Annotated in this window: 17 protein-coding genes and 1 riboswitch; of the genes, 13 read left to right on the forward strand and 4 right to left on the reverse strand. The window is 39.8% G+C overall.

Annotated features, from left to right (window positions below; genetic code table 11):
- Nucleotides 1–30 precede the first annotated feature (30 nt).
- The 3 genes from AC1DIV_RS00675 to AC1DIV_RS00685 all read left to right on the forward strand — a co-directional run bounded on the left by AC1DIV_RS00675 (nt 31) and on the right by AC1DIV_RS00685 (nt 2,333).
- Nucleotides 31–825, forward strand: a complete 795-nt coding sequence (locus AC1DIV_RS00675; protein WP_072272885.1) for an alpha/beta fold hydrolase — start codon at nt 31–33, stop codon at nt 823–825.
- Nucleotides 826–869: 44 nt separating this feature from the next.
- Nucleotides 870–1,118, forward strand: coding sequence for a ferredoxin (locus AC1DIV_RS00680; protein WP_048679242.1), 249 nt, complete (start codon nt 870–872; stop codon nt 1,116–1,118).
- 222 nt (nt 1,119–1,340) lie between these two features.
- Nucleotides 1,341–2,333, forward strand: coding sequence for an NAD(P)/FAD-dependent oxidoreductase (locus AC1DIV_RS00685; RefSeq protein WP_340876199.1), 993 nt, complete (start codon nt 1,341–1,343; stop codon nt 2,331–2,333).
- A 445-nt stretch (nt 2,334–2,778) separates the two neighbouring features.
- Here the strand turns inward: AC1DIV_RS00685 and AC1DIV_RS00690 are convergent, their stop codons facing one another.
- Nucleotides 2,779–3,690: a LysR family transcriptional regulator gene (locus tag AC1DIV_RS00690; protein ID WP_340876200.1), complete on the reverse strand. Its 912-nt coding sequence runs from the start codon at nt 3,688–3,690 to the stop codon at nt 2,779–2,781.
- Nucleotides 3,691–4,076: 386 nt separating this feature from the next.
- Between AC1DIV_RS00690 and AC1DIV_RS00695 the strand changes: the two genes are divergently transcribed.
- From AC1DIV_RS00695 to ggt, 4 genes are all read left to right on the forward strand, one after another.
- Nucleotides 4,077–5,051: a TAXI family TRAP transporter solute-binding subunit gene (locus tag AC1DIV_RS00695; protein WP_048679174.1), complete on the forward strand. Its 975-nt coding sequence runs from the start codon at nt 4,077–4,079 to the stop codon at nt 5,049–5,051.
- Between the two features lie 84 nt (nt 5,052–5,135).
- Nucleotides 5,136–5,642, forward strand: coding sequence for a DUF1850 domain-containing protein (locus AC1DIV_RS00700; protein ID WP_072272887.1), 507 nt, complete (start codon nt 5,136–5,138; stop codon nt 5,640–5,642).
- Nucleotides 5,635–7,629, forward strand: a complete 1,995-nt coding sequence (locus AC1DIV_RS00705; protein WP_340876201.1) for a TRAP transporter permease — start codon at nt 5,635–5,637, stop codon at nt 7,627–7,629. Before AC1DIV_RS00700 ends, AC1DIV_RS00705 begins: the two co-directional genes overlap by 8 nt.
- Nucleotides 7,630–7,848: 219 nt before the next feature.
- Nucleotides 7,849–9,924, forward strand: coding sequence for a gamma-glutamyltransferase (gene ggt, locus AC1DIV_RS00710; RefSeq protein ID WP_340876203.1), 2,076 nt, complete (start codon nt 7,849–7,851; stop codon nt 9,922–9,924).
- 97 nt (nt 9,925–10,021) lie between these two features.
- On the opposite strand, the gene AC1DIV_RS00715 is transcribed toward ggt, so the two are convergent.
- The gene (locus tag AC1DIV_RS00715; protein ID WP_340876204.1) at nt 10,022–10,519 is read right to left on the reverse strand and encodes an SRPBCC domain-containing protein; all 498 of its coding nucleotides are present in this window, start codon (nt 10,517–10,519) and stop codon (nt 10,022–10,024) included.
- Between the two features lie 777 nt (nt 10,520–11,296).
- Here AC1DIV_RS00715 and AC1DIV_RS00720 point away from each other — a divergent pair.
- From AC1DIV_RS00720 to AC1DIV_RS00745, 6 genes are all read left to right on the forward strand, one after another.
- The gene (locus AC1DIV_RS00720) at nt 11,297–11,701 is read left to right on the forward strand and encodes a VOC family protein (protein ID WP_340876205.1); all 405 of its coding nucleotides are present in this window, start codon (nt 11,297–11,299) and stop codon (nt 11,699–11,701) included.
- A gap of 561 nt (nt 11,702–12,262) precedes the next feature.
- Nucleotides 12,263–14,884 (forward strand): phosphoenolpyruvate synthase, encoded by a 2,622-nt coding sequence (ppsA, locus tag AC1DIV_RS00725; protein WP_477575613.1) that lies wholly within the window; start codon nt 12,263–12,265, stop codon nt 14,882–14,884.
- 439 nt (nt 14,885–15,323) lie between these two features.
- Nucleotides 15,324–16,280 (forward strand): formimidoylglutamase, encoded by a 957-nt coding sequence (gene hutG / locus AC1DIV_RS00730; RefSeq protein ID WP_340876207.1) that lies wholly within the window; start codon nt 15,324–15,326, stop codon nt 16,278–16,280.
- Between the two features lie 323 nt (nt 16,281–16,603).
- On the forward strand, nt 16,604–16,759 hold the full coding sequence (locus AC1DIV_RS00735; protein ID WP_153246094.1) for a hypothetical protein: 156 nt from the start codon (nt 16,604–16,606) through the stop codon (nt 16,757–16,759).
- Between the two features lie 59 nt (nt 16,760–16,818).
- Nucleotides 16,819–17,490, forward strand: coding sequence for an SOS response-associated peptidase (locus tag AC1DIV_RS00740; protein WP_340876208.1), 672 nt, complete (start codon nt 16,819–16,821; stop codon nt 17,488–17,490).
- A 335-nt stretch (nt 17,491–17,825) separates the two neighbouring features.
- Nucleotides 17,826–17,933: riboswitch (SAM riboswitch) on the forward strand.
- Between the two features lie 188 nt (nt 17,934–18,121).
- Nucleotides 18,122–19,429 carry a Na+/H+ antiporter NhaC family protein gene (locus AC1DIV_RS00745; RefSeq protein ID WP_340876209.1) on the forward strand — a complete coding sequence of 436 codons (1,308 nt, stop codon included), beginning with the start codon at nt 18,122–18,124 and terminating at the stop codon, nt 19,427–19,429.
- Between the two features lie 198 nt (nt 19,430–19,627).
- On the opposite strand, the gene AC1DIV_RS00750 is transcribed toward AC1DIV_RS00745, so the two are convergent.
- Nucleotides 19,628–20,173, reverse strand: a complete 546-nt coding sequence (locus AC1DIV_RS00750) for a chromate transporter (RefSeq protein WP_226990396.1) — start codon at nt 20,171–20,173, stop codon at nt 19,628–19,630.
- 48 nt (nt 20,174–20,221) lie between these two features.
- Complete coding sequence (locus AC1DIV_RS00755; protein ID WP_340876210.1) at nt 20,222–20,851, reverse strand: chromate transporter; 630 nt, start codon at nt 20,849–20,851, stop codon at nt 20,222–20,224.
- Nucleotides 20,852–20,876: the final 25 nt, after the last annotated feature.

A 20,876-nucleotide genomic window follows, 5' to 3' on the forward strand; every position in this document is an offset into this window, starting at 1 on the left:
GAGACTTACCTTTAGAAGGGGACTGATCGTATGCCATTCGTAAAAGTAGAAGATTTAAGTATTCATTATGAAATAGAAGGTAATGGAGAACCTTTAGTATTATTACATGGTATGAGCAATAATTCACAGTCATGGAAGGAACAAATCCAGGAATTAAAGGAGCATTATACAGTAATCGCATGGGATGCTCCGGGTTATGGGAAAAGTTCAGATCCATCAGAAGAATATAGAAATTTTAAAGAGTTCGCACGTATTCTGAACGGTATGCTAGATCAGCTAAAGCTGGAAAAAATCGATCTGCTCGGCCATTCAATGGGAGCGGCAATTGCGATAGAGTACTGCAGCCTGTACCCTAATAAGGTTAATAAACTTATATTAGCAGATTCGACAAGGGGGGCAGCTGCTTTATCCCCAGAAGAGAACGAGACGAAATTGAAAAATCGATTATTTTCAATTGAAAACCTTTCTACTAAGGAGATAGCGGAAAAGAGGATACAAGCACTGCTATCTCCCCATGCTTCAGAAAATGTCCATACACGAGTCAAAGAGATTATGACACAGATAAGACCGGCAGGATATCGTTCGGTAGCATATTCACTTTATCATCTAAATCAAATGAGTATGTTATCTCATATAGTTGTTCCTGTTCTTGTGATTTGTGGTGAGTTGGATACTGTAACTCCCATTAAGGAATCAGAAGCCATTCATGAAAAGCTAATGAACTCCCGGCTAGTGATTATTCCAGATGGCGGTCATTTGTGTTACCAGGAAAATCCAAGGAAGTTTAATTCGAGCATATTGGAATTTTTGAACGGGAATGAGTAAGGAAAAAACAGGACTGAGATTTAAGAGGGGAATGAATAGGAAAAATGGCTAATTATACAATCGTGGATAAAGAAACGTGTATTGCTTGCGGGGCTTGTGGTGCTTCAGCTCCGGATATTTATGATTACGATGAGGAAGGGATTGCGTTCGTTTTATTGGATAATAATGTTGGGGCAGCGATTATACCTGAAGAACTCGAGGAAGATATGATAGATGCTTCAGAAGGATGTCCAACCGATTCTATAAAAGTGGCTCAAGCATCCTTTGATGGTAACCCTAATAAATTTGAATAATAATTTTAGGTGCGTTTGTGACTAGTAGCTATATAGATTTTTAATGTGGTGACATATCCAGATTGTCTTTGAAAGGGTGGATATTCAATTGCTTTTATCCATCATTTCTGAATCAAAGGAAAAGGAAGAATTACTTGTGAAAACATTACAAGTCGATCTCTTACAACCTGTAGATCATGTTCAGTATGAACAACCAACCTAGAAGAACAAGGAGTGATTGCATTGACAAAAGAAAAGAAGGTCTATGACATAACTATTATTGGCGGCGGCCCAGTTGGCTTGTTTACTGCGTTCTATGGCGGAATGAGGCAAGCGAAGGTGAAAATCCTCGAAAGTCTGCCTCAATTGGGTGGACAGCTTTCGGCTCTTTACCCCGAAAAATTCATTTATGATATAGCTGGTTTTCCAAAAGTAAGGGCGCAGGAATTGATAGAGAATTTAAAAGAACAAATGAAAGTATTCGAACCAACCATTTGTCTTGAAGAGGCAGTTGAACAAATGGAAAAGCAAGCAGACGGAACATTTAAGATCACCACAAACCTCGATACTCATTTCTCTAAATCAGTGATCATTACTGCTGGAAATGGGGCCTTTCAGCCTCGTAAACTAGAATTGGAAGATTCAACACAGTTCGAGGATAAGAATTTGCATTATTTCGTGAATGATATGAACCGATTTAAAGGAAGAAAAGTGGCGATTCTAGGCGGTGGGGATTCTGCTGTTGATTGGGCCCTTATGTTAGAGCCGATTGCTGAAAAGGTAACATTGATACACAGAAGAGATAAATTCCGTGCCCATGAGCATAGTGTAGAAAAATTAGTGAATTCCTCTGTTGAGGTCAAAACACCTTATATTCCCTCCGAATTGGTAGGAACAGATCACATTACGCAAATAGTTTTAGAACACACTAAGACTCAACAAAAAGAAGTGGTTGACGTAGATGATTTAATTATTAATTACGGCTTTGTCTCTTCTCTTGGAGCGATTAAAGAATGGGGTCTAAACATCAATAAAAATGCAATTATCGTTAATTCCAAACAAGAAACAAATATTTCAGGCATTTACGCAGCCGGGGATATTTGTACGTATGATGGAAAGGTTAAATTAATTGCTTCCGGATTCGGTGAAGGTCCTACGGCAGTTAATAATGCCAAAGCCTATATTGATCCTTTGGCGAAAGTTCAGCCGCTGCATAGTACATCATTATTTGGATGACCTCTTTCTAACAACAAAACTTCTGAAGAAAAGAATCTAAAGTACATAGGCGGGGTCCCTGAGATAAAAGTGATGGATAGTGGGTTTCGATTGTCCAGGTTTAAATCGAAAAAAAGTAAAGTTGATATATTTCGAGGCTTTACATGTTTTGTTACTTAATAAGGGAACAGGTTAATATGACTGTTAAAATTAAAAGTCGAATTCCTCCACAGTTAGGAATTCGACTTTTTAGATTGGTTTAAGTAACGCCCCTATAGCGATTTTTGGATAATGTTAATCTTTATTAAAGTTACAGGAAATACGGATCAAATAAGCACAAGGGTCCTTTGATAAGGTTTTCATAAGTTATATAAGGGTGAACGCCCCATCGCCAATAAGAAGTTTAAAAGGTGAAATGATCCAATATTAACAGCCCCGTTTCGCGGCATTTCTCCAACCAAGAATCTTATATATTGTTAAAATCATCATCATTCTCTAACGTTTCCAAAATATGCTTAGTCAGAATTGAGGCATCCGTGTTTTTCCAAACTGCCGATATCGAACTGGTTAATTCCGAGTTATCGATGTTCAAGGATTTTACTTGGCTTTTTCCCAACAAACTCACCATATCTTTCGGCATGAGGGCTACGCCTAAGTTATTGGATATTAGATTGGCAATCGTCAGTAATTCAGAGCCTTTACATAATTCTTTAGGTGAAAATCCAGCCGTCAGACAAGCCTTTTCCAAAAGGAATTGAAGGGAGTGTGCTTGAACGGCATCATAATGGATAAAAGGTTCGTCTTTTGCTTCGTATAAATGTATAGCGTCTTTTTGGGCTAGTGGATGATTCGTGGAGACGACTAATTGTAAAGGGAACCTCATGAATTCAATCATGCTTAATCCTTCATTGGCGATGATGTTACTGTGAATGGGCGTTCGGATGAAACCGATGTGATAATTTTGTTGGTTTACGAGTTTTACTGCTCTTGAAGATGTTGTTTCATGCACGTAAAACTCTGTTTCCGGGTATTGCCCCACGATCTTTTTCAATAACTTCGGGATATATATACTAGCTGCAGAGGGTACGGTAGCAATCTTCAGTTTAGGCTTGGGGATGGTTTTGTTTTCAACTATGTAATTCACTGTTTTCTCGATATCTTCAAAGGAGGGCGCAAGCTTTTTATAGATGTATTCTCCTTCTTCCGTTAATGTAATTTTTCTTGTCGTTCGATTCAATAGTTTAAAGCCTAATTGTTTTTCGAGGGATGAAATCTGTTGGCTAAGTCCGGGCTGGGATATATGCAGGGTTTTGGAAGCCTCACTGAAACTAAGATGGTTGGAAACCTCTATGAAATAGCGGAGGGATAGGTAATTCAAACAATCACCCACTTCAGTCGGATTTGAAAATACAAGGTTAAGAAAATTCCCTCTCAAACAAAAGCTGTAATTTTATAACATCTACTTATAAGTTTATAACAATAATATATTTCTAAAATGGAAGAGTCAATATTATCCTTAAAGAAAGGAAGAATAGGTAATAAACGGTAAAATATTACTATTGGATAGCAGATTTCCCCTGTTTTTAATAGGTTTTTGTACACATTTAAGCTTGGTGATTTAATTTCTATAAAACTTATTAATGTATTACTAGTTCTTATGGGTGATGTGTCTAATTTTGTAAAAAAAGGGAAAGTGAGTCGGTCGGTAGAATAATAACATAATCATCTTTTGCAGATGATGAATATACATGAGGGGGGATTTTTATGAAAAAATTTCATAAGTGCTTTTTATTGGTCATGATTTTGACGGTCACCGGTATTATCACGGCTTGTAAAGACAGTAATGAAGGTGCCTCAGGAAGCGGTAACCAAAACTTGAGCCTGTTGACTGGTGGAACGGGAGGTACATACTATCCGCTTGGAGGACAAATTGGAAAAATCATTTCCGATAAAACAAAAGCAAACATAACACCTCAGACATCTGGCGCCTCCGCTGAAAATATGGAAACGTTAAGGGTTGGAGAGGCTGAAATCGCATTTTCGCAAACGGATATCGCCGCGTATGCAATTGAAGGAACAGAAATGTTCGACGGGAAGCCCATTGACAATATAATGGCGATCAGCTCTTTATATCCTGAAACTGTTCAAATTGTAACGACTGCAAAAAGCGGAATTAAATCAATCGAGGATTTAAAGGGTAAAAAGGTATCGGTAGGTGCTCCGGGTTCAGGTGCTTACATTAATGCCATGCAAATCTTGGAGATTCATGGGTTGTCTGAAAAGGATATTAAAGGGCAGAATCTATCTTTTGATGAGTCGACCGAAGGAATCCAAGCAGGCAATATTGATGCAGCTTTCATCACGGCAGGCACGCCTACTGGTGCAGTTGAGGCGCTATCCGTCCAAAATGATATTTTGGTTCTGCCTATTGCAGATGACAAAATTCAAGCATTGGTTAAAAAGTATCCATACTATGCTGAAGATACCATTCCAAGTGGTACGTACAAAATCAAATCCGAGGTGAAGACAGTTGCTGTTAAAGCGATGTTAGTGGTTACAAAGGATCTTGATGAAGATTTAGTTTATGAAATGACTAAAGCTGTATATGAAAACACAGATCAAATCACACATGCAAAAGGCAAGTTCCTTACAGCAAAGACTGCACTTGAAGGATTAGGGGATATGGAAGTGCATCCTGGAGCAGCAAAATACTTTAAAGAAAAAGGTGTTTCCAAGTAATGCAATTGGGTCGGTAGCTCGCTTTATGTGGCCTATCGGCTTCATTTTTTTCTAAATGGGACACTGGTTGTGAAAGGGGTACCTATGATATTCAAGAAATTCATGGCTTTTGGTATACCTCTGCTCATCGCTTTTTTATTCTTTTTTCCTTATAAGCATGTAATAGCCTTTTCCTTCGAGGATCAAGGGGAATTAGTGGCATACTTTCCTTTGAAAAAAGAAAAAGAATTCAAGATTAAATATACACACTCCATCCACCTCACAGATGTTGTGGAATCATACCGGTTATCGGATAAGCAAATCGAACAAACCGAACTTGCCTATGATGATTTTGCGGTCGGTATGCCTTCCAATGCAGAGGGTGAGGAAGTGTTTGAAGTAAAAGACGATACCTACTTCATAAAAAATATGCAACGCACTTTCACCTATATAGATTTACGGGTAGGACAAGTTAAAGCCAATCATCGATTAATATATGATGAAAAAACATACACATTGGCAGACTTCATGAAACCAGGGACATGGGTCAGGATTTCATCGGAAAGGATTTCATTGTGGGAACAGTTGAAGGGAGTGAAGATTAGTGGCTGATAATGAAAAAATCAAATATTTAACCGAAGCAGAGCAGCAGGAGTTATTGGAAAAATATGATCCAGAAGCCGGGACAAGGAAATTAACTGGTGTCTTGGGCCACATTGCGTTTTTTGGACTCCTGGCTTTTTCGCTATTCCAATTATATACTGCCATATTTGGTGTTTTTACAGCACAAATCCAACGGACGATACATTTAGGGTTTGCACTCTCCTTAGTATTTTTACTATTTCCTGCAAACCGGAAGAAGCGTCAAAAAGGAAAGTTTCAAATTGCCTGGTACGATATCATATTAGCAATCCTTAGTATTGGGGTTGGTGCATATTGGCCCTTATTTTTCGAAGATATCGTCATGAATGTAGGGCGTTTAGGCGTATTGGATTTTGCTGTCGGTTTTATGGCCATTCTGCTGGTTTTGGAAGCAACCAGGCGTGCAGTTGGTCTTCCTATCATGGTCATTGCTATATTATTCATTTTCTATGGGATTTTTGGACAGTATATGCCAGGATTCCTTGCTCATCGCGGTTTGACTCTGGAGCGTCTGGTGCAAACGATGTTCTTCTCGACAGAGGGCATTTTGGGTACTCCGTTAGCGGTGTCATCGACATTCATCTTCCTATTTTTACTGTTTGGATCATTTCTGGTCCGAACAGGCGTCGGTCAATACTTTAATGATCTCTCTACCGCCATTGCCGGCAGAAGGATAGGAGGACCTGCAAAGGTTGCGATTTTTTCAAGTGCTCTTCAAGGAACGATTAGCGGGAGCTCTGTGGCTAATGTTGTCACATCAGGAGCATTTACGATACCGATGATGAAAAATCTTGGATATAAGAAGGAATTTGCCGGGGCAGTGGAGGCGGCTGCTTCAACAGGGGGGCAATTGATGCCTCCGGTAATGGGGGCAGCGGCATTCTTAATGGTTGAGTTCATTGGGAATGGAATTACGTATTGGGATATAGCAAAGGCGGCTGCGATTCCAGCTATCCTTTATTTTTCAGGAATTTGGATCATGACCCATTTTGAAGCGAAACGACTTGGGCTGCGAGGGTTAACTCAAGAAGAGATGCCAAGTAAAAAGGAAGTGTTCGGCAAGCTTTATTTATTAATACCGATCCTTGCCATTATTTTATTGCTCATGATGAATATCACGGTTACACATGCAGCATTATATTCCATTGCCATCTCGGTTCTTGTAGGTTTCATTAACAAGGATGTCCGCATGAAATTCATCGATATCATTTATGCATTGGTGGATGGAGCCCGGACAGCACTTGCGGTTGCAGCTGCAACCGCAGCAGCGGGCATTATTGTCGGTATCGTCACGAAAACTGGACTAGGACTTAAGCTGGCTAATGGCCTGATCGATTTATCTGGTGGATATTTGATTCCAACTCTGATGCTCACTATGGTAGCAGCACTTATATTAGGAATGGGTTCACCTACGACCGCCAATTATGTAATCACATCGACGATTGCAGCGCCTGCGATAATTTTGCTTGGTGTTCCCGATTTATCTGCACATTTATTCGTTTTCTATTTTGGCATTATAGCAGATATAACTCCTCCTGTTGCTTTAGCGGCATTTGCAGCGGCAGGGGTAGCGGGAGGCGAGCCAATAAAAACGGGGATTGAGTCATCGAAACTTGCCATCGCTGCATTCATCATTCCATATATTTTTGTTCTCTCCCCGCAAATGCTAATGATCGATACAACATGGATGGAGGTTGCGTGGGTAGTACTTACTGCAATGGCAGGTATGATTGCGATTGGGGCGGGTGTCATAGGTTACTGGATGAGGGGAATGAACTGGTTAGAAAGAGCCCTCGCCATAATCGTAGGTTTACTATTGATCTACCCTGAAACGGTATCGGACATCATTGGGATATCCGCTTTTATCGTGTTGCTGGCTTTACAATATCTTTGGAAAAATGACAATCACGACAGCTCCAAAATCTTGGAAAATAACCAAAGCATTGAGAAAAATTGAGCCTGCGGATATCGATCCGGAAGTAAAGGGTAGAGCTGTACCATTCAGGGGGGTGATTTCTTGAAGTGAAGCATCATTGAGAACGCAACGCCAAATGGGAATGTGCAGACTGCTTTTTATCGAGACAACCAGCATATTCCTACTAGAGACATCTGCTTGTATATCCACCCGCCTTATGATAAAACCCTAATTTGTTCTATTTTGAAAGGAGACTAATTCATGAAATTTTTAAAAAGTTTTATTTTAGTTACTTTCAGTTTCTTTTGTATGATCACACCGGCTTTTGCAAGTGTCCCTGGAGTGGATGGGTCAATGGGAAAGGGTTTTACAAATGGAATCGTCTCAGTTTCTCATCCGTTAGCAGCTGAAGCGGGTATAGAGATACTAAAACAAGGCGGAAATGCAGTCGATGCAGCAGCTGCCATTCAATTATCATTAAATGTAGTTGAGCCAATGATGTCTGGAATCGGCGGCGGTGGTTTTATCATGATTTATAATAAAAAGGAAAATAAAATAACGATGATCGAAAATCGCGAAATGGCACCTCAAAATGTTACGCCTGAACTTTTTTTAGATGAAAAGGGAAAACCTATTCCTTTTAGTAAGCGGCACACATCAGGGAAAGCGGTTGCAGTTCCTGGGACTCTGATGGGGGTGGAGACTTCTCTTGAGAAATATGGAACATTGAAATTATCACAAGTCACTGGCCCGGCCATTAAACAGGCTGAAGAAGGGGTGAAAGTCAATTGGGCAACAGCACAATATATCGATGAAAATGTAACAAAGCTTAAAAATAACCAAGCGGCTGCAAAAGTTTTTGTACCAGACGGAAAGCCATTGGAAGAGGGAGACATCCTCGTTCAGCCAGATCTGGCAAAGACTCTTAAGTTAATAAAAAAACAAGGTTCTAACGTTTTTTATAAAGGTGAAATCGGGGAAGCACTTACCCAAGAAGTTCAAAAGCGTGAAGGAACGATGACAACTGAGGATTTGGAAAACTATGAAGTGAAAGAAAGAGAGCCGATTAAAACGGAATATAGGGGATTTGAAGTGGTAGGGGCAGCTTCACCAAGCTCAGGCAGTTTGACTGTTCTGCAAATCCTGGAGCTTATGGAAGGATACGATGTGCAAAAGATGGGGGCCAACTCGCCTGAGTATCTTCATCATCTAACCGAAGCCATGCATCTGGCTTTTGCCGATCGCGCTGCCTATATGGCGGATGAAGATTTTTATGATGTACCAACAGAAGGACTATTAGATGAAGATTATATTAAAGAAAGAAGAAAACTCATCAATCCAAATAGATCAACAGCTGATGTCAAAGCAGGCGATCCATGGAAGTATGAGGGCAAAGAACCCACTGCAATGAAGATGGTAAAAGAAGAGAAAACCCCAATCGGACAAACGACTCACTTTTCTGTAATGGATAAGTGGGGAAATATGGTTGCTTATACGACTACAATCGAGCAAGTATTCGGATCAGGTATCATGGTACCTGATTATGGATTCATGCTAAATAATGAAATGACGGATTTTGATGCCACACCAGGTGGAGTTAACCAGGTGGAACCGGGAAAAAGACCGAGAAGCAGTATGTCCCCGACCTTCGTATTAAAAGATGGGAACCCCTTCATGGCCATTGGTTCACCAGGAGGAGCGACGATAATCGCATCGGTATCTGAAACGATCATGAACGTGCTTGATCATAAAATGCTCATTCAAGATGCCATATATGCGCCACGTATTTATTCTGCTGGTTATCCGACAGTAAGATGGGAACCGGGAATTGAACAAAATACAAGACTGGAGTTAATGGCTAAAGGCCATGTTTATGAAGAAAAACCGCAACATATCGGAAATGTGCAAGCTGTTATTTATGATTATGAAAAGGGGAAAATGTATGGAGGAGCCGATAATACGAGAGAAGGAACTGTTCAAGGTGTGTATAATGTTTCCCATAAATCGAAAAAGCCAAAAGAAATAAAAGAAGAAAAAAAGGGACCGTTTACCTTAAAAGTGAATGGAGCCGTTTATCCTTATACAGCTGATCAAATGAAACTGATCGATGAGAAACCCTATATCCAATCAGATAAATTGCTACTAGGTTTGGGTGTAATCCAAACAGGGGATTTAGAAACATTTAAACCAGATAAAAAATCGTATCTACCTGTGTTAGGAGTAGCGAAATCATTAGGGTATAAAACAAAATGGAACGAAAAAGACAAAGAGGCCCTATTGGAAAAAGATCCGGCGGATATTGAAGATCCGGACGAAGATGGCAGTGTCACGAATTGATTGCCTTTCTAAGTCTGCTCGGGAAATTGAATTCTAAATGAACCTAAACTTGAAAACCCCAGATTTCTCTATGTAAAGAGAGGTCTGGGGTTGTTTTTTAGTTATATGAAATAGTAGAGAGGTAGTCAGTCAGTTGAACGAAGGTTCCTGAAAAGCCCTCCTGAACCATTTCCCGCGACTCCTCGTAAGTTTTCATTTCCTCCTCGCTTGGGGATACAGGTACCCCAATCATCGTAAGTGTTGTTTTACCTTCATGCTCGGTGAATGTAAAAGTATTGAGAGTTTCCAATGGCCAGTTGTCGTTAAAAGGAGCACGTACGATGTTCCCCATTTCATCAGAAAAGAAAGAGGTGTAAACGAGTTTATCTGGGGCATTTACTTCATGATAAACAAATTTGACCCACATTACATTACCATCAGGAGATGTCTGACTGTAATGGAAGACACCTTCCTGGCGAAGCTCGAACTTAGAAATATCAAAAGCCCATCCTTTTGGGCCCCACCAGTTCTGCAGATGTTCTGATTCGGTAAAAGCCTTAAATATAAGCTCGCGAGGAGCATTGAAACTGCGGGTGATTTCGGTTTTTGGAAACATTTTATTCCTCCAATCATAATTTTTGTAGTTTCTTCAGATAAAGTTCCAAGCTGTCGAGTCTTTCTTCCCATATTTCACAATACTGTTCGAACCAAATGTTTAATGCTAAATGGCTCTGGGCGAAGCTTGTAAATTCGACGAATTGCTTCCGCATAAATTCCACCGATCCTGATTTATGAAGCCCACTTAGATGTTTGGATGCCAATGGGTGCCGAATTTGAAGTCGTTCTGCATATTCTCCCGCGGTGAAAGGGCCGTTTCTAATGAGGTCACCACCCCCACTCGAAGAGTAATTAATAATGTAGTATTCATCTTTACCCCACGTTTTATTAGAATTATAGTCCTTTGGGTGAGATATAAACAAACAGGAATATTCCCGTCAAATAATATTGGAGAAAATATTTATCTCGGATTAACTTCATGTAGCAGGGGGAGGTAGTTTTCTTGTTTTGTTGTCCTACACGAGGCGGTACCAATAATATCCTTCAAAATGAAAAATGAGCGCTGATCCTTGTTCCGGATAGTGCCACATTGTGGAAATTATTATAAGTTTTGTTGATGAAATCACGTTCAATTTTTGGAAACCGTTTATCATGCTGTACGTCGAGAATTTAACAATACTATTTTTGTGCATAATGATACAGGTTTAAGTTTTATTATAAAAAAGAATGATTTTTATTTGAAAACAGAACTAATGTTCTTGTATGCTTGTAACGATGATAATCTAGGTACCGGTTATTATTAAGGATTCCAAACTTGATTCAAAGGAGAATGAAAATGATTAAACCATATTTAATGTTTAACAGAGAATGTGAAGAGGCTTTCAAACTGTATATAGAAGCATTTGGCGGGGAACTTATTGCTATGCAAAAATATAGTGAAATCCCATCAAGCCCGGACTTTCCTGTTGAAGAGAGTGATAAAGACCTTGTTCTTTACTCGCAATTAAGATTAACAGAAGATGGAATTATAATGGGTTCTGATTCAAACCGTGAATTGAAGGATAGTGACAAAGTGGTTGTAAGTGTGGAGCTTAACTCTGAGGAACAAGCTAGAAAGGCATGGAACATATTAAAAGAAGAGGGATCTATACATATGGATCTTCGTGCAACATTCTTTGCTAAACTTCACGGTTCGTTGAAGGATAAATTTGGTGTTTCATGGATGTTTACTGTCAATTAAAACTATTCTTGAATCTAAATCCAGAAGACATCCTTCTTTGTAAAGTCGTTTAAGTACAATTATTTGGGAAGGTTAAAATTTTTAAAATCCTGATTAATACTCGGACGCTTTAATGGAGTAACCAAAAAAGCCCGATTTCTTATTAAGAAATCGGGCTTTTTACTATTGGGATTTCTGTAAGGTTGTAAATCCGTATTTCCCCTGACGCTGCAATAAATGATTGAATATCATTTATTGTGAGTGAGTTACCTTGTAAAATGGTGTTTTCTGCCATTGCATTTACTACAATTGGGGTCATGGAAATACATTGAAAAAAATGAGAAACTGTGATAAATTTATAAAGATACACTAATTTTATATTTTTGTATAGTTTATACCCTATTATAATTATACAACATAAATTCCTTCTCAGTCAATCCTTTTTTTAAAAAGGATTGACTGAGAAGGAACATGGAACTTCAGTAGGAGCAAGAACGACTGGACAGCGTGAATGGTTGATCAAATGAACAATTTTTGTCATATGATTGTCTTGGTATTGAGCGATAAATGGGAGGGAAAGAAATGAAACCATATGTACTGGAGTTTCGGGAGATCGATAAAACGAAACAAATGGTGGTCGGTGGCAAAGGGATGAATTTGGGCGAATGCTCGAGGATAGATGGAATTCTTGTACCAGAAGGATTTTGTGTTACCACTGAGGCATTTAAAAGAGTCATTGGGGAAAATGATGAGCTTCATCAATTACTCGATCAGCTTGCAGTACAAAAAGTGGACGAACGAAAAAGTATAAGTGAAATTAGCAGGAAGATTCGTGATCTGATTGAGGGAATCGAGATCGACAAGGGAATCGAAGAAGATATCGACCGATGTCTCTTAACTTTTGGCTTCGAGCATGCATATGCTGTTCGTTCTAGCGCTACAGCCGAAGATCTTCCATTTGCGTCCTTTGCAGGTCAACAGGATACCTATCTAAACATCAAAGGAAAAGATGCAATTTTACAACATATTAGTAAGTGCTGGGCTTCGCTATTTACTGATCGTGCTGTGATTTACCGAATGCAAAACGGTTTTGACCATCGCGAGGTTTATCTGTCTGTTGTTATTCAAAGGATGATTTTTCCGCAAGCTTCCGGAATACTATTTACAGCTGATCCAGTTTCCTCAAACCGCAAGGTGCTTTCGATCGATGCTAGCTTTGGGCTGGGTGAGGCACTTGTCTCTGGCTTAGTGTCTGCGGACAATTATAAAGTTCAAGAAGGTAGGATTGTGGAGAAGAAGATTTCTACCAAAAAGTTGGCTATATATGCACGAAAAGAAGGCGGAACGGTGGAAAAGGAAATTGAGCCGGGGCAGCAGGTTTTATCGACCCTGTCAGATGAGCAAGTGTTGGAGTTTGAAAGGATCGGCAGAAAGCTTGAAGCGCATTTTGGCTGTCCGCAAGATATCGAATGGTGTTTGGTTGATGATACATTTTATATTGTCCAGAGCCGTCCAATCACTACTTTATACCCCATCCCTGAAGCGAATGATCAAGAGAATCACGTCTATGTATCTGTCGGTCATCAACAAATGATGACTGACGCCATGAAACCATTGGGATTATCTTTTTGGCTGTTAACGACTCCTGCACCCATGCGTAAGGCTGGCGGAAGGCTGTTTGTTGATGTCACACATATGGTAGCTTCATCTGACAGCAGAAATATGTTAGTAGAGGCCATGGGACAACATGACCCGCTCATGAAAGACGCACTCATTAACATAATAGAGCGAGGAGATTTCATAAAATCTTTACCAAATGATAAGCAAGAACAGAGTTCCGGTAAAAGCAATAAAAGTGTGTTGTCTGCGGATTCTAGGGCACAAATTGAAAACGACCCGAAAATCGTTTCTGACTTGATTAAGCGTAGTCAAACATCGATAGAAGAATTAAAACAAAACATCCAAACGAAATCAGGATCGGATTTATTTGATTTCATTCTGGAAGATATCCAGATATTAAAGAAGATTTTATTTGACCCACAAAGTTCAGCTGTGTTTATGGCTGCTATAGATGCATCATCATGGATCAATGAAAAAATGAATAAGTGGTTAGGTGAAAAAAACGCAGCCGACACACTTTCTCAATCTGTACCAAACAATATTACTTCAGAAATGGGTCTGGCGCTATTGGATGTCGCAGATGTAATACGTCCTTATCCAGGAGTAATTGATTATTTACAACAAGTAAAAGATGATAATTTTATGGATGAACTGGTTAAGTTTGATGGTGGACAGGAAACCCAGGATGCTTTCTATGATTATCTCGGCAAATACGGAATGCGATGTACTGGAGAAATCGATATTACTAAGACTCGTTGGAGCGAAAAACCAACTACACTTGTCCCCGTGATTCTTAGTAATATCAAAAACTTTGAGCCTAATGCTAGCAATCGGAAATTTGAGCAAGGGCGACAGGAAGCTTTGAAAAAAGAACAAGAGATATTAGATCGATTGAAGCAATTACCGGATGGTGAACAAAAAGCCAAAGAAACAAAACGAATGATCAGCCTAATCCGGAATTTCATCGGTTATCGGGAATATCCAAAATACGGCATGGTTAACCGCTACTTCATTTATAAGCAGGCTTTACTCAAGGAAGCCGAACAACTCGTACAAACCAACGTTATTCATGAAAAAGAAGATATATATTATCTCACTTTTGAAGAACTTCAAGAAGTCGTACGCACAAATAAACTAGATTACCAGATGATCAGCAAACGAAAAGACGAGTACAAATTATATGAAAAACTTACTCCACCACGTGTTATCACGTCTGATGGTGAAATCATTGTAGGGGAGTATAAACGAGGAAATCTCATGGCCGAAGCTATTGTAGGTCTACCGGTTTCTTCCGGAGTTATAGAGGGCAGAGCACGTGTCATCTTAAACATGGAAGATGCAAATCTAGAAGATGGAGATATACTGGTTACAACCTTCACCGATCCTAGCTGGACACCATTATTTGTATCCATAAAAGGACTCGTCACCGAAGTTGGCGGGCTGATGACCCACGGAGCAGTCATCGCACGTGAATATGGCTTACCTGCTGTTGTCGGTGTGGTAAATGCCACCAAGCTGATAAAAGATGGGCAACGTATTCGAGTAAATGGAACAGAAGGTTATATAGAAATACTTTCGAATTAGGAGAATCAGTGAAATCATGATACTTTGCGGTTTATGGCAAAGCCCCTTGTCACTAGGTCATATAAGGGGGCAGTAACTGAAAATTGATACTAAAGTTTAGTAAGAATATCTTAAGATCGAGCCTTCTGTTAAATGTTGATTTTATATGATGCCAAAGCCCAATTTCTCGCTTACAACACCGAGAAATTGGGCTTTTTGTGGATTTTATTTATAGGCAAAATCGATTATCTCTTGCTAAATCTACTGGCTTGAGCAGCAATGTCAAACGGATAAGAGGAAGATATTCTCCAACAGATATCTCTGTCAATATCATAAATGTACGCTGAAAGCGGCTATACCTTCTATAGAAATATTAATTTTTTGTATTGGTAATTATACATTATCTCCATTATAATTTTTAAGAAAGATATTTCGGAATTTTTAAAATAAAGGAGAAATTATGTATACTCATCCGACTTTAAAATATTGGAATGGAAGAATTGATTCCCAAACTAACCTAGATAGCTTCAGATACCACCAAAGAGTGCGCTTGGCACCAATTTCAGAATTAGCCACCTCTTCCAATGCATCACGAACTTTTGGACTCATTGGCTTTAAATGTGATGAAGGAGTCAGAAGGAATAAAGGCAGGGTTGGTGCTGCCGTGGGTCCTGATCATATTAGGCAGTCGTTGGCAAAATTACCCTGTCATTTACCTTCCCAAACCGAGCTGGTGGATGCTGGCGATGTAATATGTGAAAGTACAGATATGGAAGCCGCCCAATCTCAACTGGGATCAGCTGTTGCCCGGATTTTGGAGAGTAAAGCGATTCCTATCATACTTGGGGGAGGTCACGAAACCCTGTATGGCCATTATCTTGGGATTAGGAAATCCATTGGACCAAAAGCTAGACTAGGGATTATTAATATTGACGCTCACTTTGATATGAGACCTTATGAAAATGAAACTTCATCTGGAACGATGTTTAAGCAGATTTTGGACGAAGATCAAAGTTGTGGCTATTTATGTGTCGGAATTCAGAAGCAGGGGAATACGAAGGCACTGTTTGAAACTGCAGAGAGGAGTAAGGTCGACTACATATTGGAAGAAGATTTGTCATTATACGAAATGGATGAAACGAAGCGGAGGATAAATGAATTCGCTAAGGAAAATGACTATATCATGCTTACATTATGTACGGATGTTATTGATTCAGCCTACGCACCTGGGGTAAGTGCACCATCGCCGTTTGGACTGGATCCGAAATTGGTCCGTGCCATTATTAGGCATATCGTATCGAATGAAAAGATCCTCTCATTTGATATCTCTGAAGTAAACCCTGCATTGGACGAAAATAATAAGACCGTTACATTGGCAGGGCATTTAATAAATGAGGTTTTGCTGCATTTTAAATAATGGACATGCGATGGCCGCAACTTCAATTCGGTCTTCCCGGAAAGAGCGCTTTTTTTCGTATCGACTGTTGGGGCTTTCCTTAATGTTATCTTCAGTATTGAAGCGAAAAACCTTTAAAGCGCCCAGACTGTCCATGAATCATTCATGGACAGTTTTTTACGCCTCCTTCACAAGGAATCATGGTCACAGGCATTGCTTCGTTCGACTAACCATTTAAAATATAAAGGCATGTGGATTTTCCATGACTCTGCTAAGTTCAATACTGATACTTGTGGGTTTTTGGTTTATAATAACAACCATCTAGCCTTTTGAGGAGGGATTCCATGAATGAATATAAAGTAACGGTCAGGAATGGCAGTACCTTAATTTTGTCGGAAATCATTAAAGCTGAAGATGAAAGAGAAGTCCTTGGCACTCTTTTGATTTCCAGCGAATTATTTAATCAACCATTTACTGATATCAGGATTTTAGAACGCTGATTTGTGGCTGCCCGTTCCATTTGATACACTGTAATAAATCTTAATACGGTGGCGATATTATGTGTGGACGTTTCACTCTTTTCACTGACATAGAAGAAATAAAAGAACGGTTTGATATTCGAGGGTCATTTGATGAGGAATACCAATTCAGCTACAATATTGCTCCCTCCCAATCCGTGCTCTCCGTCATTAATGACGGGGTAAGGAACCGGCTTGGATATCTTCGGTGGGGACTCATTCCTTTCTGGGCAAAAGACGAAAAAGCGGGCTACAAAATGATCAATGCCAGAGCGGAAACCATTGCTGAGAAAGCAAGCTTCAGGAATGCGTATAAGAAGAAGAGATGCTTGATAATCGCTGACTCTTTTTATGAATGGAAGAAGACACCAGAAAGAAAAATACCGATGCGAATAAAACTGAAGAATCATGCTCCATTTGGAATGGCCGGTCTCTGGGAATCCTGGAAATCTCCTGAAGGCATCAGCATCTATTCGTGCTCCGTTATAACAACCGTGCCAAATGAGCTAATGACCAGCATTCATGACCGCATGCCTGTCATCCTAAAGCCAGAAGATGAAAAAGATTGGTTGAATCCTTCCATTAATGATCCTGCATATCTGCAACAGTATTTAAAGTCATTCGATTCGGAACAGATGGAAGCATTTGAAGTATCGACAGATGTAAACTCGACTAAAAATAATACACCTAACCTAATCCAACAAATTTGCTGAGAGTTCATTAGACCTCTCAGAATGTAGACAACTTGATGAAAATCGAGTTTGTCTACATTTTTTTTATGGTTTGTACAATTTGACGTTGCCTCCAGGCACTCGCTTTTTCCGCAGAAGTCTCGTACACCCGCTCCAATCAACTTAGATTCTCTTTATGAACAGTAAGGAGTGCATGTGAAACACTTTAAAAATTAACCCTTGCGAAAATAGACAAAATGCTGTACTGTTATATTTGCTTTTCAAAACGACTTTCGATGTCACGAACTCAGGCAAGTTTCTAGCGTGGCACTTTTCTGGCAGTCATCGTAATTTTAGATAAATTATATAATGTAATCTTCTTATCAAGAGAGACGGAGGGACTGGCCCGAAGATGTCTCGGCAGCGGACTTAAATGGAGTGCTGTGCCAAATCCAGCAGGCTGATTTTCGCCTGAAAGATAAGGAGGGTGTTTTTTATAAATTAAAAGACCTCTTCTTGTTGTTAAATAGAAGGGGTCTTTTTTATGCCAGTTTTTTGCTACAGCTCCATGACTGGATAATCAGGTAGGTTCAAATTGGAGTTATTTGCGAAAACTGTTAATAGAATAGAGCTGTGACACATGTCGCGGGAAAAATAAAAAGAGGTGTACATCATGAGTGCAAACAATAAAGGGAATCCATGGGCATTGATCCCATTTGTCGTATTTTTAATTTTATTTATTGGATCCGGAATCATCACTAAAGATTTTTATTCATTTCCGGTGATTGTAGCGATATCCATTGCATCGGCAGCTGCATTGGCGATGAATCGGAAAGAGACATTCAATGAAAAGGTTGATATCTTCTGTAAAGGTGCCGGTGACGCCAATATTATGTTAATGGTAATCATTTTCCTTTTAGCCGGAGCTTTTTCCGAAGTTGCCAATGGTATGGGGGCAGTTGAATCAACAGTGAATCTTGCCTTAGCTGTTTTTCCCCAAAATCTATTAATGGTAGGAATTTTCATCATCGCTTGTTTTATTTCACTATCCATGGGGACAAGCATGGGAACGATTGTTGCCCTGGCACCTATCGGGGTTGGAATTAGTGAGCAAACAGATATTTCGCTTGCCCTTTCAATGGCGGCCGTTATTGGTGGTGCGATGTTTGGGGATAACCTTTCATTCATTTCAGATACGACAATCGCTGCTGTTCGAACTCAGGGAACGAAAATGAAGGATAAGTTTAAAGTGAATTTTTTCATCGTTTTACCTGCAGCCATCATCACATGTGCCATCCTAGGCATTTTAACGATGGGTGAACAAGCTGACATTTCCCAACAGTCTTATGATTGGGTGAAGATTCTTCCGTATCTTTGCGTATTGGTCACTGCATTGGCAGGAGTCAATGTGTTCTTGGTCCTTTCCATCGGAATCGTATTTGCCGGAATCATCGGCTTGGCTGATGGTAGTTATCAACCGTTGGGTGTCATTCAAAAAATCGGAGAAGGAATGGCGGGAATGTATGAAATCTCCTTCCTTGCCATTTTAATTGCAGGTATGGTTGCTGTAATCAAACATAATGGCGGCATCGATTATCTACTCCACCTTGTGACACGAAATAGCAAATCAAAAAAAGGGGCGGAATTCAGCATTGCGGGGCTTGTTGGTTTAACGAACCTTTCAACGGCAAATAACACGATTTCGATTATCATTGCCGGGCCACTTGCCAAAAATATTTCTGAAAAGTATGGGATTGATCCGCGGAAATCGGCGAGCGTCCTTGACATTTTTGCATGTTGTATCCAAGGGTTGATCCCATATGGAGCACAACTGCTTGTTGCAGCAGGGGTAGCAAAAATTTCTCCGTTAAGCATCTTGCCGTATTCATATTACCCAATCCTGATTGGACTTTGTGGCGTCCTTGCCATCCTGATTGGTTTTCCACGGTTGCAGCCGGGAAATGATGGATCGAAGAACTAAAAGTTAAAACAAACCCCTAAAATTTCATTGAGTTTGTCTACAGTCTGAACACCCTGAATCATTGGATGCAGGGTGTTTTCTGTATGGTAAATACATAAACATAATAAAGTTTTCTCGCACTTATATAGTATCAATCATTTTTCAATTTTTCTGCTTAATTCCGGTCCAAATTAATGATGGTTGTGTGTGAGACAACTGTCATGAATAGAGGACAACACCAACTAAACCGGAAAGAATAATTACATAGGCTGGATGCCAGCGTAATTTCATTAGGGCAAATAACGATAAACCAAAAACGAGTAATAAGCTTATCGTATGCCATGAAAAGTTCACGGCTATCATATGATTGGAAAGTGCTAAACTGATCGCTGCAAAGATGATCAAACTAGTGACAATCGGTCTTAATCCATAAAACATGGATTGAACAACTGGATAATGATTCAATTTGCTGAAAAATGTGGCTATAACGGTTACGAATATAATGGCAGGAAGCAAGATTCCTAGAGCAGATGATATGGCTCCTGCTAACCCAGCAGTCGAATAGCCAACAAGAATGGCACTATTGGCGGTGACAGGCCCTGGGGACATTCCGGAAATGGCGATTATATCGGTGAATTCCTGCGTTGTCATCCATCCATGCTGTGAGACTTCCGATTCTATTACGGGAATCATGGCGTATCCGCCTCCGAAAGATACAAAGCCGATAATAAAGAAGGTGCTAAACAACTCCCACAATTCCATCATTCCATCACATGCTTTCTTAAAAATTAGTTAGACCCTATTTTGATTCACCTATATGCCAGCACCCATGAACGGTTCGAAATCATTTTCTTCTATTTTCCTATCCTTTTTGTCCATTTTGACATCGTAACCTAATTTTCTCTTAATGGAGATGGTCACAATACCCGCTAGAGCTCCCGCTAATATAACCATCACAGGGTGAAGAAAGAAGAGGACAGGAATTCCTACTATTAAAATACAGAAAGTTGATTTGTCTACAACTGCCGATTTTCCTATCTTGATAGCCGCATATGCAATGATGGCTACTATGGAAACTCTGATCGATATGAATGCAGATTCTACCTTCGGATTATCCTGAATGAAAAAATACACAATGCCCAGGAGCAGAACAATAAAAAAGGTAGGTAATGAAACACCGATCATGGCTGCCATTGCCCCCTTCATTCCGGCAATTCGATGGCCGATAAAGGTGGCGGAGTTAATGGCGACAGCTCCCGGTACGGACTGAGATAAAGCAAAAACATCCGTAACTTCTTCGCTTTTCATCCATTTTCTCTTTTCGACCACTTCATTTTCGATTAAAGGGATCATCGCAAACCCGCCTCCGAATGTGACAGGTGCTATTTTAAAAAAGGTCCAAAATAATTGGAATAGAGTTTTCCATTGTCCTTTCATTGACATCAGTCACTTCCTTTGCATGCTTTGT

It is taken from the genome of Peribacillus sp. 05N428, from assembly GCF_056397085.1.

Coding starts and splice junctions, on each gene's coding strand:
- AC1DIV_RS00745 (WP_340876209.1), top strand. CDS start 18,122: ATGAGTGCAAACAATAAAGGGAATCCATGGGCATTGATCCCATTTGTC.
- AC1DIV_RS00755 (WP_340876210.1), bottom strand. CDS start 20,851: ATGTCAATGAAAGGACAATGGAAAACTCTATTCCAATTATTTTGGACC.
- AC1DIV_RS00680 (WP_048679242.1), top strand. CDS start 870: ATGGCTAATTATACAATCGTGGATAAAGAAACGTGTATTGCTTGCGGG.
- AC1DIV_RS00700 (WP_072272887.1), top strand. CDS start 5,136: ATGATATTCAAGAAATTCATGGCTTTTGGTATACCTCTGCTCATCGCT.
- AC1DIV_RS00750 (WP_226990396.1), bottom strand. CDS start 20,173: ATGATGGAATTGTGGGAGTTGTTTAGCACCTTCTTTATTATCGGCTTT.
- hutG (WP_340876207.1), top strand. CDS start 15,324: ATGTATACTCATCCGACTTTAAAATATTGGAATGGAAGAATTGATTCC.
- ggt (WP_340876203.1), top strand. CDS start 7,849: ATGAAATTTTTAAAAAGTTTTATTTTAGTTACTTTCAGTTTCTTTTGT.
- AC1DIV_RS00715 (WP_340876204.1), bottom strand. CDS start 10,519: ATGTTTCCAAAAACCGAAATCACCCGCAGTTTCAATGCTCCTCGCGAG.
- ppsA (WP_477575613.1), top strand. CDS start 12,263: ATGAAACCATATGTACTGGAGTTTCGGGAGATCGATAAAACGAAACAA.
- AC1DIV_RS00735 (WP_153246094.1), top strand. CDS start 16,604: ATGAATGAATATAAAGTAACGGTCAGGAATGGCAGTACCTTAATTTTG.
- AC1DIV_RS00695 (WP_048679174.1), top strand. CDS start 4,077: ATGAAAAAATTTCATAAGTGCTTTTTATTGGTCATGATTTTGACGGTC.
- AC1DIV_RS00740 (WP_340876208.1), top strand. CDS start 16,819: ATGTGTGGACGTTTCACTCTTTTCACTGACATAGAAGAAATAAAAGAA.
- AC1DIV_RS00675 (WP_072272885.1), top strand. CDS start 31: ATGCCATTCGTAAAAGTAGAAGATTTAAGTATTCATTATGAAATAGAA.
- AC1DIV_RS00720 (WP_340876205.1), top strand. CDS start 11,297: ATGATTAAACCATATTTAATGTTTAACAGAGAATGTGAAGAGGCTTTC.